We start from the raw sequence: 15,113 nt of genomic DNA, 5'->3' as shown, positions 1-15,113 counted from the left end.
CCGTCCAGACATGAACTTGCTGGAGAATTCCGATGCTCAACGCAGAACTCACATTATCCGGGCCGGCGCTGGTCGACCCGGCCTCACAGGCCTTTCAGAAGGTGTTGGCGCGCCTCGCCCCCACCGACGCCACGGTGCTGATCGTCGGGGAAACGGGGACCGGCAAAGAGGTGGTCGCCCGTTATCTGCACCGGCATAGCCCACGGGCAAACGGGCCTTTCCTCGCCGTTAACTGCGGCGCGTTGACCGAGTCGCTGGCCGAGTCAGAGCTGTTTGGCCATGAGAAAGGCGCATTCAGCGGCGCAACGCATACTCACCAGGGTTGGTTTGAGGCCGCGGAAGGCGGAACGTTACTACTGGATGAGATTGGCGAGCTGAGTCTGTCGTTGCAGGTGAAGCTGCTGCGCGTCCTCCAGGAGCGGGAGATTACCCGCGTCGGCTCCCACAAACCCATTCGCATTAACGTGCGGGTCGTGGCGGCGACACATGTCGATTTGGCACGCGCCATTCAGGAGCGTCGTTTTCGCGAAGATCTCTTCTATCGCCTGAATATCGCCGCCGTGACCCTGCCGCCGTTACGCCAGCGCCGGCAGGATATCCCAGTTCTGGCGCACCATTTCGTGCAGCTTTACGCGCGCCGACTTGGGCGTCCGGCGCAGCGGCTTTCCGGGCAGGCGCTTGCGCTGCTGCAGGACTATCCGTGGCCGGGGAACATTCGCGAGCTGGAAAATACCCTGCACAATGCGGTACTGCTGAATCCGGATGTGGAACTGGGCCCTGAGCATCTTCGCCTCGCCTCTGCGATCTCGGCGCCCTCCTCATCGCCTGCGCAACACGATGAACTGGGAGAGTTTATGCGCCGTCAGCTATTGGCCCACAGCGGCGCGCTGTACGACCGTATGCTGCGCGCCATGATTCAGGCGGCAATGAGTCAAAGCCAAAATAATCAGAGCCAGGCCGCACAGCTGCTTGGCGTCAGCCGCCATACGTTGCGCACACAGCTGGCGCATCTGGGCGTCATTAAGCAACGGCGTAAGCCTGGAGAGTTGCCACCGACCACGCCGCGTGAGCGCGAACTGCGGATTGGCTACCAGCGGTTTGGCAATCTGGGCGTGCTGAAGGCGCGTCAGCTGCTGGAGCAGAATTTCGCTGATCTGGGGATTAACGTGATGTGGAGCGAATATCCGGCCGGCCCGCAGCTGCTACAGGCGCTCAGTCACAACGAAATTGACTTTGGCACCACCGGCGAAGCGCCCCCTATTTTCGCGCAGGCGAAGGACAACGCGCTTCTGTATGTGGCCTGGGAGCCACCGGCGCCGCGGAGTGTGGCCATGGTCGTGCCCAACGCCAGCGATATACGCTCACTCGCCCAACTACGGGGAAAGCGTATTGCGCTGAACAAGGGTTCGAACGTGCACTGGCTGCTGGTGCAGTTGCTGGAAGAAGCTGGGCTGGGTCTGGATGACGTTAAGATCGTCTACGCGCCGCCAAAATACCCGCTTACCGCCAGCGACTATCTGTCCGCCGATGCCTGGATGATGTGGGACCCGGTACTGAGCGCCGCTGAACGCAGCGGGACGCTGCGCGTGCTGGCGACCGGCGAGGGCCGCGTCAGCAACCATCAGTTCTATCTCACCCGCCGCCAGTATGCGCAGCAGAACGAGGAAATTATCGCCGGTGTGGTGGCGGCACTGGTGAAAACGGGGAAATTTATTGACCGGCATCGCCTCGAGGCGGCGCAACTGCTGGCGGGAGAACTGGGGCTGGACACCGCATCGCTGGCCTGTGCACTGGCGCGTCGCAGCCATCAGACGCGAGAAATGGATATGCAGGCCATCCGCGCACAGCAGACCATCGCCGACCGCTTTTACGCGCTGGGCCTGCTGAGCAGGCCCGTCGCGGTCAGAGAAGCGATGTGGTACGCCAGAGAACGACTTATCGAGCCGTGGGCAGCCGCTTAGTGCTGCTTAAACGTCGCAATCGGCTTCGGTGCAATACCGAAGTCTTCCTTCAACTGCTGCTTGCTCTTCATCACCATCTGGCCGTTGGTATCAATGGTCATATGCTGCGCGTCGCGGTTATTGCGCGATTGCCAGAGCATCACCAGCTGCAGGCAGTTCTCTTTTTGTTCGTCGGTCAGCGCCACGCCATCCGGCCATTTTCCCAGCTCCACCGCGGTGGCTAAACGCTGATAAATCTCCGGCGTCATGTTGTCGATCATTTGCTCAATATTCATGCTCAGCCCCCTCTCCTGTGGAATAATTTGCTGAATCGTTTCTTCAGCCTTTGGTGGAGTCACCATTTTCGTCATCCGTGAAGCTGAGCGACGCAGAGTTGACGCAAAAACGCTCACCGGTTGGCTGTGGGCCATCGGGAAAGACGTGCCCCAGATGCGCATCACAATTTCCGCAACGAATTTCAGTACGTTGCATGCCGTGGGAGTAATCATTGAGATACCGAATGGCGGTTTCGCTCACCGGCTCATAAAAACTCGGCCAGCCGCATCCGGAATCATACTTGCTTTGGGAGTGAAAAAGCGGCGCGTCGCACACCAGACAGTGGTAAATACCATCGCGCTTGTTGTGCAGTAAACGCCCGGTAAACGGCGGCTCTGTGCCATGTTTCTGCGTGACATAGAACTGCATTTCACTCAGGGTATTTTTCAGGTCATCCGGGGAAGGTTTGTTCACCATTTTGCTCACATCTCGCTATGAAAAATACATTTGCCAGGCGATTCTAACAAAACATTAACAATGAAGCGTGAACTTTTGTTCTAAACTTAATCGGCGTGAAAAGGCAGCGGGGTAATTGTGACACTCATCACATTTTTATCTCGCGTGCCCTTTAAAATTCCCGGCGCCGCCCTCATGTGGTTTCTAGCTCATAGGAAGAGTGAGACAGGTTAGTCGTGCAAAGCTTAGGCAGCAGATTGATTTGTCGCAATGATTGACACGATTCCGCTTGACGCTGCGTAAGGTTTTTGTAATTTTACAGGCAACCTTTTATTCACTAACAAATAGCTGGTGGAATATATGACTATCAAAGTAGGTATCAACGGTTTTGGCCGTATCGGTCGCATTGTTTTCCGTGCTGCTCAGGAACGTTCTGACATCGAGATCGTTGCAATCAACGATCTGTTAGACGCAGACTACATGGCTTACATGCTGAAATATGACTCCACTCACGGCCGTTTCAACGGTACCGTTGAAGTGAAAGACGGTCATCTGATCGTAAACGGTAAAAAAATCCGTGTTACCGCTGAACGTGATCCGGCTAACCTGAAATGGGACGAAGTTGGTGTTGACGTAGTTGCTGAAGCAACCGGTATCTTCCTGACCGACGAAACCGCTCGTAAGCACATCACTGCTGGCGCGAAAAAAGTGGTTCTGACTGGTCCGTCTAAAGACAACACTCCGATGTTTGTTAAAGGCGCTAACTTTGACAAATACGAAGGCCAGGACATCGTTTCCAACGCATCCTGCACCACCAACTGCCTGGCTCCGCTGGCAAAAGTTATCAACGACAACTTCGGCATCATCGAAGGTCTGATGACTACTGTTCACGCGACCACCGCAACTCAGAAAACCGTTGATGGCCCGTCTCACAAAGACTGGCGCGGCGGCCGCGGCGCAGCTCAGAACATCATCCCGTCCTCTACCGGTGCTGCTAAAGCTGTAGGTAAAGTACTGCCAGAACTGAACGGCAAACTGACCGGTATGGCGTTCCGCGTTCCTACCCCGAACGTATCCGTAGTTGACCTGACCGTTCGTCTGGAAAAAGCTGCTTCTTACGAAGAAATTAAGAAAGCAATCAAAGCTGCTTCCGAAGGCCCAATGAAAGGCGTTCTGGGTTACACCGAAGACGACGTTGTATCTACTGATTTCAACGGTGAAGTTTGCACTTCCGTATTCGATGCTAAAGCAGGTATCGCTCTGAACGACAACTTCGTGAAACTGGTTTCCTGGTACGATAACGAAACTGGTTACTCCAACAAAGTTCTGGACCTGATCGCTCACATCTCCAAATAAGTTGAGATGAGAACCTGATCCAAAAAGGCGACTTCGGTCGCCTTTTTTTATGATTACGTTTTCAACACCAAGGATTGCATTATGATTAAGACAATTTTCGCTCTCCCGGTTATCGAACAGCTTACCCCTGTGCTCTCTCGTCGCCAGCTGGATGAGCTGGACGTTATCGTTGTCAACCACCCAAAAGTGAAAGCCTCCGTGGCCTTCCAGGGCGCTCACCTGCTCTCCTGGAAACCGGAAGGTGAAGAAGAAGTGCTGTGGCTTAGCGGTAACACACCGTTCAAAAACGGCGTTGCCATTCGCGGTGGCGTACCGATCTGCTGGCCTTGGTTCGGCCCGGCGGCGCAGCAAGGTTTCCCGGCTCACGGTTTTGCCCGTAATCTGCCGTGGGAGCTGAAAGCGCACAATGAAGACGATAACGGCGTGGTGTTAACCTTCGAACTGAAAAGCAGTGATGCCACCCGCCAGTACTGGCCGCATGAGTTCAGCCTGCTGGCCCGATTCAAGCTGGGTCACACCTGCGAGATGGAGCTGGAAGCGCACGGCGAATTTGAAACCACCACGGCGCTGCACACTTACTTCAACGTCGGTGATATTCATGCAGTTAAAGTGAGCGGCCTGGGCGACCGTTACATCGATAAAGTGCAGAATGCCGAAATCGGCGAGCTGAGCGACGGCGTGCAGACCTTCCCGGACCGCACCGACCGCGTCTACCTGAATCCGGAAGCCTGCAGCGTCATCCACGACGCCTCGCTGAAGCGTGCGATCGACGTTATCCACCATCACCACGTCAACGTGGTGGGCTGGAACCCAGGCCCGGCGCTTTCCGTCAGCATGACCGACATGCCGGATGACGGTTACAAAACCTTCGTGTGCGTCGAAACCGCGTGCGCCAGCGCACCTCAGAAAGCGACCGAAGACAAACCGGCGCGTTTGTCGCAGACGATCAAAGTCGCAAAACGTTAATGACCGGAAAACCCGTCGTCGCCATGCGACGCCGGGTTTTCGTCAACACCGTCACCTCGTCCAGCAAGACCTCTCCCAGGTTTGCCCCAATTGGATGCACCATCATTGTGCACCCGGTCAGCGCCGCCCGATTTCAGTGCATAAAAAAAGCCCGCCAGAAGGCGAGCCTTTGTCGATCATCAACACTGACGATTAGAAGGTGTAGGTGATACCGGTAGACAGCAGGCCGGTCCAGCTCTTATCAATCATCGGGCTATCGGTAATTTCGTCAGACAGACGGGTATAACGCGCAGTACCGTATACGCTCCAGCTGCCGGCGAAGCGATAGTTCGCGGTCAGTTCCAGATACGGGTTCCAGCTGCTATCCGGGCTATAGCTGCGCAGGCCGCTACGCGCCGATTCACGATGGGATACACCGTAGTAGTACTCGTTCTGGTTATCGCTATTCCACTCAACGCCGATGCCCGGCGTCAGGGTCAGACCGCCGTTGGTATAGCGGTAAACCCAGCCCAGGTCCCAGACCAGACCGTTGCTTTTATCCAGCGTATCGCCCGCAAGCGTTGTGCGCAAGGAACCGTACTGCGTGTGATGGAACCATGAAACACCGGCCATCATCGTCGACTGACGGCGATCCAGTTTACGCAACTGGCTGTTGTCGCTGTCGCCAGGTTTGAAGTACATCGGCGACCAGTAAGCCGTCAGGGACAGTTGGTCGGTACCGTCATTCCACAGGTAATAACCGCCGCCTAAGCCACGGAACCAAAAGTTGTCCCCTTCGTAACTAATAACCGGAACGGGATACACATCATGGTCGTACTGCTTGTAAGGATGCTCAACGATCCCCACGCCCGCGCCCAGCGTGAACTTACTTTCAGCCTGTACCGCAGTAGCCGAAGTGGCAATCAGGACCCCTAGCGTTAGAAGTTTGATTCGATTCACAATCTGTAATTCCTTTTTATTCAACGTATCAGCGGCGAAAGTTTACCTTCCACATGGCCCTACGACAAATTTTTTACCTGTAATTACACATTATGACTTGCCATTATCTCTGCCAAAGATGGCAACCGGCTTGCAAATACGTGACAGCTATATGAAAGAAGAAAAAAGATGAAAAGATTTAATGCCCGTATTTTTTGATGAGTTATTGATATGTCATTGAAAATCGATTTTATCGCCATGCAAGTTTTGCAAATGCCATCTACGCTTATTTTTAGAAGGTGTAATTGCCGCGAGCGTCATTGCTTATTGTCCAACAACCTGGCACACAGGTTGCTGGGTCAAGGTTGAGCGTCGTTCGGCTTACCTCTTCCGGGAGCCTCCATTATTCATACCAACGGCTCTTAACCTGTGCTAAAAAACGAAAGGACGGCATGCCATGAATATATTCGATCACTATCGCCAGCGCTATGAAGCTGCCAAGGACGAAGAGTTCACACTGCAGGAGTTTCTTGCTGTATGTAAGCAGGATCGCAGTGCCTATGCTAACGCGGCAGAACGGCTATTAACGGCTATTGGCGAGCCGATAATGGTTGATACCGCCCAGGAACCGCGGCTTTCCCGTCTCTTTTCGAACCGAGTCATCGGGCGCTACCCGGCGTTCGAAGAGTTTTACGGCATGGAAGAAGCCATTGAGCAGATTGTTTCCTATCTGAAACACGCCGCCCAGGGACTGGAAGAGAAAAAACAAATCCTCTACTTATTGGGCCCGGTCGGCGGCGGTAAATCATCGCTGGCTGAACGTCTGAAATCGCTGATGCAGCGGGTGCCTATCTACGTGCTGAGCGCCAACGGCGAACGCAGCCCGGTAAACGACCATCCGCTGTGTCTGTTCAACCCGCAGGAAGACGCGCAGATTCTGGAAAAAGAGTACGGCGTGCCTACCCGCTATCTCGGCACCATCATGTCGCCGTGGGCGGCGAAACGCCTGCACGAGTTTGGTGGCGACATCACCAAATTCCGTGTGGTTAAAGTGTGGCCGTCAATTCTCGAGCAGATTGCGATTGCCAAAACCGAACCGGGCGACGAGAACAACCAGGATATCTCGGCGCTGGTCGGTAAGGTCGATATTCGTAAACTGGAACACTACGCGCAGAACGACCCGGACGCCTACGGCTACTCCGGCGCGCTGTGCCGCGCCAACCAAGGGATCATGGAATTCGTCGAGATGTTTAAAGCGCCCATTAAGGTGCTGCATCCGCTGCTGACCGCGACTCAGGAAGGTAACTATAACGGCACTGAAGGGATCTCCGCCCTGCCGTTCAACGGCATTATCCTCGCGCACTCGAACGAATCGGAGTGGGTGACCTTCCGTAACAACAAAAACAACGAGGCCTTCCTCGACCGTGTTTATATCGTCAAGGTGCCTTACTGCCTGCGGATCTCCGAAGAGATCAAGATTTACGAGAAACTGCTTAATCACAGTGAGCTGACCCATGCGCCATGCGCGCCGGGCACGCTGGAAACGCTGTCGCGCTTCTCGATTCTTTCGCGTCTGAAAGAGCCGGAAAACTCCAGCATCTACTCGAAAATGCGCGTCTATGACGGTGAAAGCCTGAAAGATACCGACCCGAAAGCCAAGTCGTATCAGGAGTATCGTGATTACGCGGGCGTGGACGAAGGGATGAACGGTCTGTCGACGCGTTTCGCCTTTAAAATCCTCTCGCGGGTGTTTAACTTCGACCACGCGGAAGTGGCGGCCAACCCGGTGCATCTGTTCTACGTGCTGGAGCAGCAGATCGAGCGCGAGCAGTTCCCGCAGGAGCAGTCGGAACGCTATCTGGAATTCCTGAAAGGCTATCTGATCCCGAAATACGCTGAGTTTATCGGCAAAGAGATCCAGACCGCGTACCTCGAATCCTATTCCGAATACGGGCAGAACATTTTTGATCGTTATGTCACCTATGCGGACTTCTGGATTCAGGATCAGGAATATCGCGACCCGGATACCGGCCAGCTGTTCGACCGCGAGTCGCTGAACGCTGAACTGGAGAAAATTGAGAAGCCTGCCGGGATCAGCAACCCGAAAGACTTCCGTAACGAAATTGTCAACTTTGTGCTGCGCGCCCGCGCCAACAACAACGGCCGCAACCCGAACTGGACGAGCTATGAGAAGCTGCGCACGGTGATTGAGAAGAAAATGTTCTCCAATACCGAAGAGCTGCTGCCGGTCATTTCTTTCAATGCGAAAACCTCAACCGATGAGCAGAAAAAACACGATGATTTTGTCGATCGGATGATGGAAAAAGGCTATACCCGCAAGCAGGTTCGCCTGCTGTGCGAGTGGTACCTGCGGGTGCGTAAGTCGTCTTAATAATCTGCCCGGTGGCGCGTGCGCTTACCGGGCCTACAACAATGTCCCGTAGGCCGGCGTTTCCGGCACTTACAGGCGCTGCAAGTTGGCACATGCAGTACGGGAGGGATATATGACCTGGTTTATTGACCGGCGTCTGAACGGCAAAAACAAGAGCGCGGTTAACCGCCAGCGCTTCTTGCGCCGTTATAAAGCGCAAATAAAACAGTCGATCTCCGAGGCCATCAACAAGCGTTCGGTGACCGACATCGATAGCGGCGAATCCGTCTCTATTCCGACGGATGATATTAGCGAACCTATGTTCCATCAGGGACGCGGAGGATTACGCCATCGGGTGCATCCCGGTAACGACCACTTTGTACAAAACGATCGCATCTAGCGCCCTCAGGGCGGCGGCGGGGGTGGCGGTAGCGGACAGGGCCAGGCCAGCGCCGACGGCGAAGGTCAGGACGAATTTGTGTTTCAGATTTCCAAAGATGAGTATCTGGATCTGCTGTTTGAGGATCTGGCGTTGCCCAATCTCAAACGGAATCAGCAGCGCCAGTTAACCGAGTTTAAAACCCACCGCGCGGGCTTCACCTCTAACGGCGTGCCCGCCAATATCAGCGTCGTGCGATCGCTGCAAAACTCCCTTGCCCGCCGTACCGCCATGACGGCCGGCAAGCGCCGCGAGCTGCACGCGCTGGAAGCCACCCTGGATGAAGTGGCGAAAAGCGAGCCAGCGCAGCTGCTGGAAGAGGAGCGGTTACGCAAAGAAATTGCTGACCTGCGGGCGAAGATCGACCGCGTGCCGTTTATCGACACCTTTGACTTACGCTACAAAAACTACGAGAAACGGCCAGAGCCTTCCAGCCAGGCCGTGATGTTCTGCCTGATGGACGTCTCCGGTTCGATGGATCAGTCCACCAAAGACATGGCGAAACGCTTTTATATCCTGCTCTATCTGTTCCTGAGCAGAACCTATAAAAACGTCGAAGTGGTCTACATTCGTCACCACACCCAGGCCAAAGAGGTGGATGAGCATGAGTTCTTCTACTCTCAGGAAACGGGCGGCACCATCGTTTCCAGCGCGCTGAAGCTGATGGATGAGGTGGTGAAAGCGCGTTACGACCCGGCGCAGTGGAATATCTACGCGGCGCAGGCGTCGGATGGCGATAACTGGGCAGATGACTCACCGCTGTGCCACGAAATTCTGGCGAAGAAAATTCTGCCGGTGGTGCGCTACTACAGCTATATCGAAATCACCCGTCGGGCCCATCAGACCCTGTGGCGTGAGTACGAGCACCTGCAGCAGACGTTTGATAACTTTGCCATTCAGCACATCCGCGATCAGGAGGATATTTACCCGGTCTTCCGCGAGCTGTTCCATAAGCAGGGCGACACCATCAAGGATTAATAAAAAAATCAGCCAGTTAACTTGTTTTCTGGCTGATTTCTTTACCTATGACGTGACGTCAAGATGGGGAGATAATTCCCCCAGGCATTCAGATTCCGCCTCCCCTAAACACTGTCGCATGCAGTCAATGAATATCTCCATCGCGGGACTCAGGGTTCTGTCGGCGTGATAGGCGCAAAGTGCCGTTATCGTCATCGGCATTGCGGAAAAAGGAAGCGTTATCAATTCACCGGATTCCAGTTCCCGCAATACGCTGAAAAGTGGCAGAAATGAGATGCCCAGATTGCTGGCCACGCAGCGTTTAATGCTCTCAATACTCCACAGCTCAATCGTGTTGTCTAACGTAATCTTTCTTTCGCGGAGCGTCGATTCGAAGAGTTGCCTGAAAACGCACTGCGGTTCATTGATAATGAAGCTGAGCGGAATATGCTGATTCTTTCTGGTGAAATCAACGCCCTGCAGCTCTGGGGATGCCACCAGTACCAATTCCTGTTGGCCAAAATATTCCTTGTGCAACGCCTCATCATGACCCACGCGGTAAAAGACGCCCAGATCCGTATTATCGTTGAGCAACGCGTCCCGAATGGCATAACAGTTTACCGACTGAAGAGAAAGACGCACTTTTGGCGCTTTAATCCTCAGCAGTTTCAGAACCTCAGGCATTTTGTAGGCGAGTAAGGTTTCCCCAACCATCACCCGAAGGTCCCCAGCGATCTCTTCCTCGCGATCGGCGATCTGCCGAATCCCCTCCAGCACACGCGTCAGTTCTCTTACCTTTGGCAGGAGCAATTTCCCCGCTGGCGTGAGAACCATTCGGCGCCCCACTTTCTCAAATACCGAATATGACAGTTCCTGTTCCAACTGTTGGATCTGAAAAGTGACGGTAGATTGCGTGCAGCATAGCTTGCGCGCGGCCTGAGCAAACGACCCTTCTTCAACAACCGTTTTAAAGGTGATGAAACGACGCAAATCCATAGATTCCTCTCACGCAAATACATCGAAAAAATGAAAGCCTGAAATTTAAAACATTCGCTTTTTTGAATGTTTTTACGCGGCTAATATGCAGCAGAAACAAGGAGAATACAATTGACCACTCTCATCATCAGCAGCTTTTTAACCTATACCCTCATTACCGCCCTGACGCCCGGGCCTAACAATATCCTCGCGTTAAGTTCGGTCAATCAGCATGGTTTACGCCGTAGTGTTCGCGTCCTCGCCGGCATGAGCGCTGGCTTTCTGGTGCTGATGCTCCTTTGCGGTCTGTTTACCTATGCGCTGATCAGCGTGATGCCATCCGTCACCCGATGGCTGGTGTGGATAGGTGCCGCGTATATACTCTGGCTGGCATGGAAAATAGCGACCAGCTCATCCACAGCAGAAGCCAATACGCAGCCTTTGGGCTTTTGGCTCAGTTTTGGCCTGCAGTTTGCCAACGTGAAGATTATTCTATATGGCATTACGGCGCTGTCTGCGTTCGTATTACCCTACACGCAGGATATGTTCTGGGTCATCGCTGTCAGCGTGCTGCTGGCAGTGATTGGCAGTCTGGGGAATCTGATCTGGGCGCTGGCTGGTCATCTATTCCAGTCATTGTTTCGCCGGCATGGTCGGAGTGTGAATATCATCCTGGCGCTGCTGCTGGTGTATTGTGCCATCAGGATGTTTTTCTGACCTCTCGTGCAAAACGTGACGAGGAATGGGGAATAAAAGGAGATAAATCAGCAGCCTCGTCACAGGTCGTCCTCATCCAATATTTGTAATACATTCTCATAGCTAATGCTTCACTAGTGATAGCGCCCCGCACATGGTAAAATTTCCCATTACACGGAAGAACATATAATTTCGCCATGAAACTGCAAAACAAAATACTCCGCTTCGTGATTTCATCCGGCGTGGTAATACTGACATCCTCATATCTGATCTATGAGTTGATCTCAAGTCATCGGGATATGACGGATTATATGCGATATATCATAGACAAAGGAGAATCGGCCTTTCTCTATGATAAATATCAGAACCAGCTGATTATCTCGCAACTCTCGCGAAAGATGGATGAAGCCCCTACCGTTGATGCGGCCACGAGAGCTTGTGACAGCGTGCAGCGCTTGGGCGATGTTGTCGGTCTGAACATTGACGGCCACAGCTACTCACCGCTCAAAGGTTCATTAACTGCGGGCAAAACGCCCTGCTCGCAGTGGGTCCAGGACCTCCCCATGCTTGAGGCGTTTGATAGCGCAATTACCAACGATATTGTCTGGAATCCCCTACTGCCTGACGATCTCAGACCGGAAAAGCGTTTTCGCTATTATATTGATTTGGTGAATCAATATATTTATTTTAATTCACCAGTCGTAATTAAAGACCCAACTTTAACCAGCTGGAATTTTCTTTATGGCGCACGTCTGGGAATTTCATCGGCCAGTCTGGAGAATTTATTTCTTGGCCGTACGGTGGTCTCCAGTATTTATGTCGACACCTTCACTCGTAAGAATATCTTAACTTTTCTGACGCCGGTTTATCGCCAGGAGCAGTTGAAAGGTATTGTCATGGTCGACCTGTCGCATCAGGATATGCGAGAAATTTTCTACACCCGCGATCGCCCGCTGGTCTGGCGTTACCTCGATATTTCGTTTACCGATTCCGACAACAACGCCAATATCGAGGTCCATCGCAGCGCGGCGCATTTGCTGAGCTACGTCAACTACTCGCGCCCGCTGGCGGAAAACATGCACGTGGTGCTGTCGCTGGACGTGATGTATTTCCTGCTCAGCTCCTGGAAGCTGTTCCTCTTCTACCTGCTAACGACAGCAGTACTGCTGCACCTGGTACGCACCCATTTCCGCCTTTATCGGATGGTCAGTAAAGAGAACATCAGCGATTCGCTCACCGGGTTGTATAACCGTAAAATCCTCTCACCGGTGCAAAGCATGCGCCTTCAGCGGCTGACCGAACAGGGCGCGAGCGTCGTGATCATCGCGCTGGATCTCGATAAACTGAAGCACATTAATGACACCTGGGGACACAACGAAGGCGACCGGGCGATTATCATGCTGGCGCAGGCCATCTCCGCGACGGTACGCAAAAGCGACTATGCCGTGCGTCTTGGCGGCGACGAGTTCTGCATTATTCTGGTGGACTACGACGAGAAGGACGCGCAGTTAATTCCACAGCGCATCAAAGAACAACTGGCGCTTATCGACGACGATAATCGCGTCAGCTTCTCGTGGGGCGCCTATAAAATGTGCGTCGGGGACAATCTCGACGGCGCGATGGAAATTGCCGACCAACGTCTGTACCAGCAAAAGAAGCAACGCCATCACGACACCTGGCAGCATTAGGGGAGAAAAACATGATTGAGCCAGTATCATCCAATATCCACCAGCGGTTGCTGGCCCTGCTCGATGAGCAGCAGGCGTGCTATCGAGTCATGGAGCATGAAGCGGTAGGAAAATGTGAAGCCGTGTCAGAAATACGCGGCACCGCGTTGGGCCAGGGGGCCAAAGCGCTGGTGTGCAAGGTGAAGGGCAACGGCGTGAACCAGCACATACTGGCGATTCTCGCCGCTGACCAGCAGGCCGATCTGTCGCGCCTCGCGCAGTATGTCGGCGGCCTGAAGGCCTCGCTGGCAAGCCCCGCCGAAGTGGACGCGCTGACCGCCTGCGTTTTTGGCGCTATCCCGCCCTTTAGCTTTCATCGCGCGCTGCGACTCATTGCCGACCCGCTGCTGTTTGAGCGCTTTAACGAGATAGCCTTTAACGCCGGTAGCCTGGAAAAATCGGTCATTCTCAACACCGCCGACTACCTGCGTATTGCCCAGCCGGAGCTGGTTGCCTTCCGCCGTCAGTCCTGACGCCCTCTCTTCAATCTGACTTAACCCTTCATTTGCCGGATATTAATCCGGTGAATGAATCGTTGCGTTCGTGTTACGCACTTTTTGTTACCGGTATCACGTAAAGCAGTTTACGTAAACGTAATACGGAATATCGCAATTGTTAACTCCCCGCTCCCATCCACACTATATGGCGTCTTTCCCCACAATCGTACTTTAACGACACCAGGTGACATGATGAATACAAAAGTTACCCGTAAAGAAAAGATCAGCTATGGATTGGGCGACATGGCCAGCCACATCGGGCTGGATAACGTCATTATCTTCTTAACCTTCTACTATACCGACGTGGTGGGCCTACCGGCCGCCTTTGTCGGCACCATGTTCTTACTGGCCCGCACCGCCGACGCCATCATCGACCCGGCAATGGGCTACATGGCCGACCGCACGCGTTCCCGCTGGGGTAAATTTCGCCCGTGGATGCTGTGGCTGGCCCTGCCGTTTGGTGTTAGCTGCCTGCTGACTTACGCCGTACCGCAGTCGCTGGATATGTCCGGCAAAATGATTTTTGCCAGCGTCAGCTACACCTTTATGATGCTGATGTATACCGCCATCAACATTCCCTACTGTTCGATGGGCGCGGTGATCACCCCGGATAACGACGAACGTATCTCGCTGCAGTCCTGGCGCTTTTTCCTGGCGACCCTCGGCGGCGCGATGTCGACGTTCTTTATGATGCCGCTGGCCGAATATCTCGGTGGCGCGGATAAACTGGCTGGCTATCGCTGGGCAATGGCGATTATGGCCAGCGCCGCGGTCATCATGTTCTGGTTCTGCTTTGCCAACACCCGCGAGCGCATTAAAGCCCCCGCCACCCACAATAACTACCTCGCGGAACTGCGCGATTTGCTGCGCAATGACCAGTGGCGCGTTGTCGCCGTGCTGGTGATGACCAACATTGGCTTCGGCGTTATCCGCCTGGGCGCGATGATGTATTTCGTCACCTACTACCTCGGTAACGCCGCCTACTTTATGTGGATGCTGGCCGCGCATATCATCGGCAAGGCCGCCGGCAGCCTGCTGGCGAAACGATTGACCCGCAACGCCAATAAGGTACAGATGTTTGGCTACTGTTCCATACTGGCGGGGCTGTTGAGCATCGGTCTGTTTTTCGCGCCGAAAGCGGTCCTGGTGCTGGTTCCGCTCACCTTTATCGTCTCCACCCTTTATCAGTCTACGACTACCCTGATGTGGGTCATGATGGCTGACGTCGCCGACTACGGCGAATGGCGTCAGGGCAAGCGCATGGACGGTATTATTTTCTCGACCTTCCTGGCCGTACTTAAGCTGGGTATGGCGCTGAGCGGGGCCATCGTCGGCTGGACGCTCGGCTTCAGCGGCTACGTCGCCAACGCGGCGGAGCAAACGCCGCTGGCGATGCACTGCATCGTCGCGCTCTTTACCGTGGTGCCGGGGCTGCTGTCGCTCGGCGCATTCATCACCCTGCGCTGGTACAAACTCGACGACCACACCATGCAGGAAATCAATCTCGCGAAAACCCAATCTCTCGTTAAAGGATGAGCC

Annotated in this window: 12 protein-coding genes and 1 pseudogene; 9 read left to right on the top strand and 4 right to left on the bottom strand. The window is 54.0% G+C overall.

What is annotated here, in order from left to right; translation table 11 throughout:
- Positions 1-32 precede the first annotated feature (32 nt).
- Complete coding sequence (locus K7B04_RS15495; RefSeq protein ID WP_223802443.1) at positions 33-1,961, top strand: sigma-54-dependent Fis family transcriptional regulator; 1,929 nt, start codon at positions 33-35, stop codon at positions 1,959-1,961.
- On the opposite strand, the gene K7B04_RS15490 is transcribed toward K7B04_RS15495, so the two are convergent.
- Together K7B04_RS15490 and msrB are read right to left on the bottom strand one after the other, a co-directional pair.
- Positions 1,958-2,236, bottom strand: coding sequence for a YeaC family protein (locus K7B04_RS15490; protein WP_163445718.1), 279 nt, complete (start codon positions 2,234-2,236; stop codon positions 1,958-1,960). The two genes, K7B04_RS15495 and K7B04_RS15490, sit on opposite strands and share 4 nt — an antisense overlap.
- A gap of 43 nt (positions 2,237-2,279) precedes the next feature.
- Positions 2,280-2,693: a peptide-methionine (R)-S-oxide reductase MsrB gene (gene msrB / locus K7B04_RS15485; RefSeq protein ID WP_163445720.1), complete on the bottom strand. Its 414-nt coding sequence runs from the start codon at positions 2,691-2,693 to the stop codon at positions 2,280-2,282.
- A 339-nt stretch (positions 2,694-3,032) separates the two neighbouring features.
- Here msrB and gapA point away from each other — a divergent pair, with 339 nt between their 5' ends.
- Together gapA and K7B04_RS15475 are read left to right on the top strand one after the other, a co-directional pair.
- Complete coding sequence (gene gapA, locus K7B04_RS15480) at positions 3,033-4,028, top strand: glyceraldehyde-3-phosphate dehydrogenase (protein WP_064546246.1); 996 nt, start codon at positions 3,033-3,035, stop codon at positions 4,026-4,028.
- A gap of 81 nt (positions 4,029-4,109) precedes the next feature.
- Positions 4,110-4,994, top strand: a complete 885-nt coding sequence (locus tag K7B04_RS15475) for a D-hexose-6-phosphate mutarotase (protein WP_167576144.1) — start codon at positions 4,110-4,112, stop codon at positions 4,992-4,994.
- Between the two features lie 192 nt (positions 4,995-5,186).
- Here K7B04_RS15475 and K7B04_RS15470 read toward each other — a convergent pair whose 3' ends face one another.
- Positions 5,187-5,933: a MipA/OmpV family protein gene (locus tag K7B04_RS15470; RefSeq protein WP_167576145.1), complete on the bottom strand. Its 747-nt coding sequence runs from the start codon at positions 5,931-5,933 to the stop codon at positions 5,187-5,189.
- Between the two features lie 436 nt (positions 5,934-6,369).
- Here K7B04_RS15470 and yeaG point away from each other — a divergent pair, with 436 nt between their 5' ends.
- Complete coding sequence (gene yeaG, locus K7B04_RS15465; RefSeq protein WP_163445726.1) at positions 6,370-8,304, top strand: protein kinase YeaG; 1,935 nt, start codon at positions 6,370-6,372, stop codon at positions 8,302-8,304.
- Positions 8,305-8,416: 112 nt separating this feature from the next.
- Positions 8,417-9,700 (top strand): annotated as a pseudogene (locus K7B04_RS15460) (YeaH/YhbH family protein).
- A gap of 45 nt (positions 9,701-9,745) precedes the next feature.
- On the opposite strand, the gene K7B04_RS15455 reads toward K7B04_RS15460, so the two are convergent.
- Entirely contained in the window at positions 9,746-10,675 is a 930-nt protein-coding gene (locus K7B04_RS15455) for a LysR family transcriptional regulator (protein WP_223802442.1), read from the bottom strand.
- Between the two features lie 111 nt (positions 10,676-10,786).
- On the opposite strand from K7B04_RS15455, the gene eamB reads away from it, so the two are divergent.
- The 4 genes from eamB (at position 10,787) to K7B04_RS15435 (ending at position 15,110) form a co-directional block, all read left to right on the top strand.
- Positions 10,787-11,371, top strand: coding sequence for a cysteine/O-acetylserine transporter (eamB, locus tag K7B04_RS15450; RefSeq protein WP_223802441.1), 585 nt, complete (start codon positions 10,787-10,789; stop codon positions 11,369-11,371).
- A gap of 176 nt (positions 11,372-11,547) precedes the next feature.
- Positions 11,548-13,038, top strand: a complete 1,491-nt coding sequence (gene dgcJ / locus K7B04_RS15445) for a diguanylate cyclase DgcJ (protein ID WP_223802440.1) — start codon at positions 11,548-11,550, stop codon at positions 13,036-13,038.
- Between the two features lie 11 nt (positions 13,039-13,049).
- Positions 13,050-13,550, top strand: coding sequence for a YbaK/prolyl-tRNA synthetase associated domain-containing protein (locus K7B04_RS15440; RefSeq protein WP_223802439.1), 501 nt, complete (start codon positions 13,050-13,052; stop codon positions 13,548-13,550).
- Between the two features lie 216 nt (positions 13,551-13,766).
- Positions 13,767-15,110: a glycoside-pentoside-hexuronide (GPH):cation symporter gene (locus K7B04_RS15435; protein WP_223804175.1), complete on the top strand. Its 1,344-nt coding sequence runs from the start codon at positions 13,767-13,769 to the stop codon at positions 15,108-15,110.
- Positions 15,111-15,113: the final 3 nt, after the last annotated feature.

The sequence above is a fragment of the Kluyvera sp. CRP genome, from assembly GCF_019930565.1.
GTDB lineage: Bacteria > Pseudomonadota > Gammaproteobacteria > Enterobacterales > Enterobacteriaceae > Kluyvera > Kluyvera georgiana_A.
This window is presented reverse-complemented; position numbering and strand designations above follow the sequence as displayed.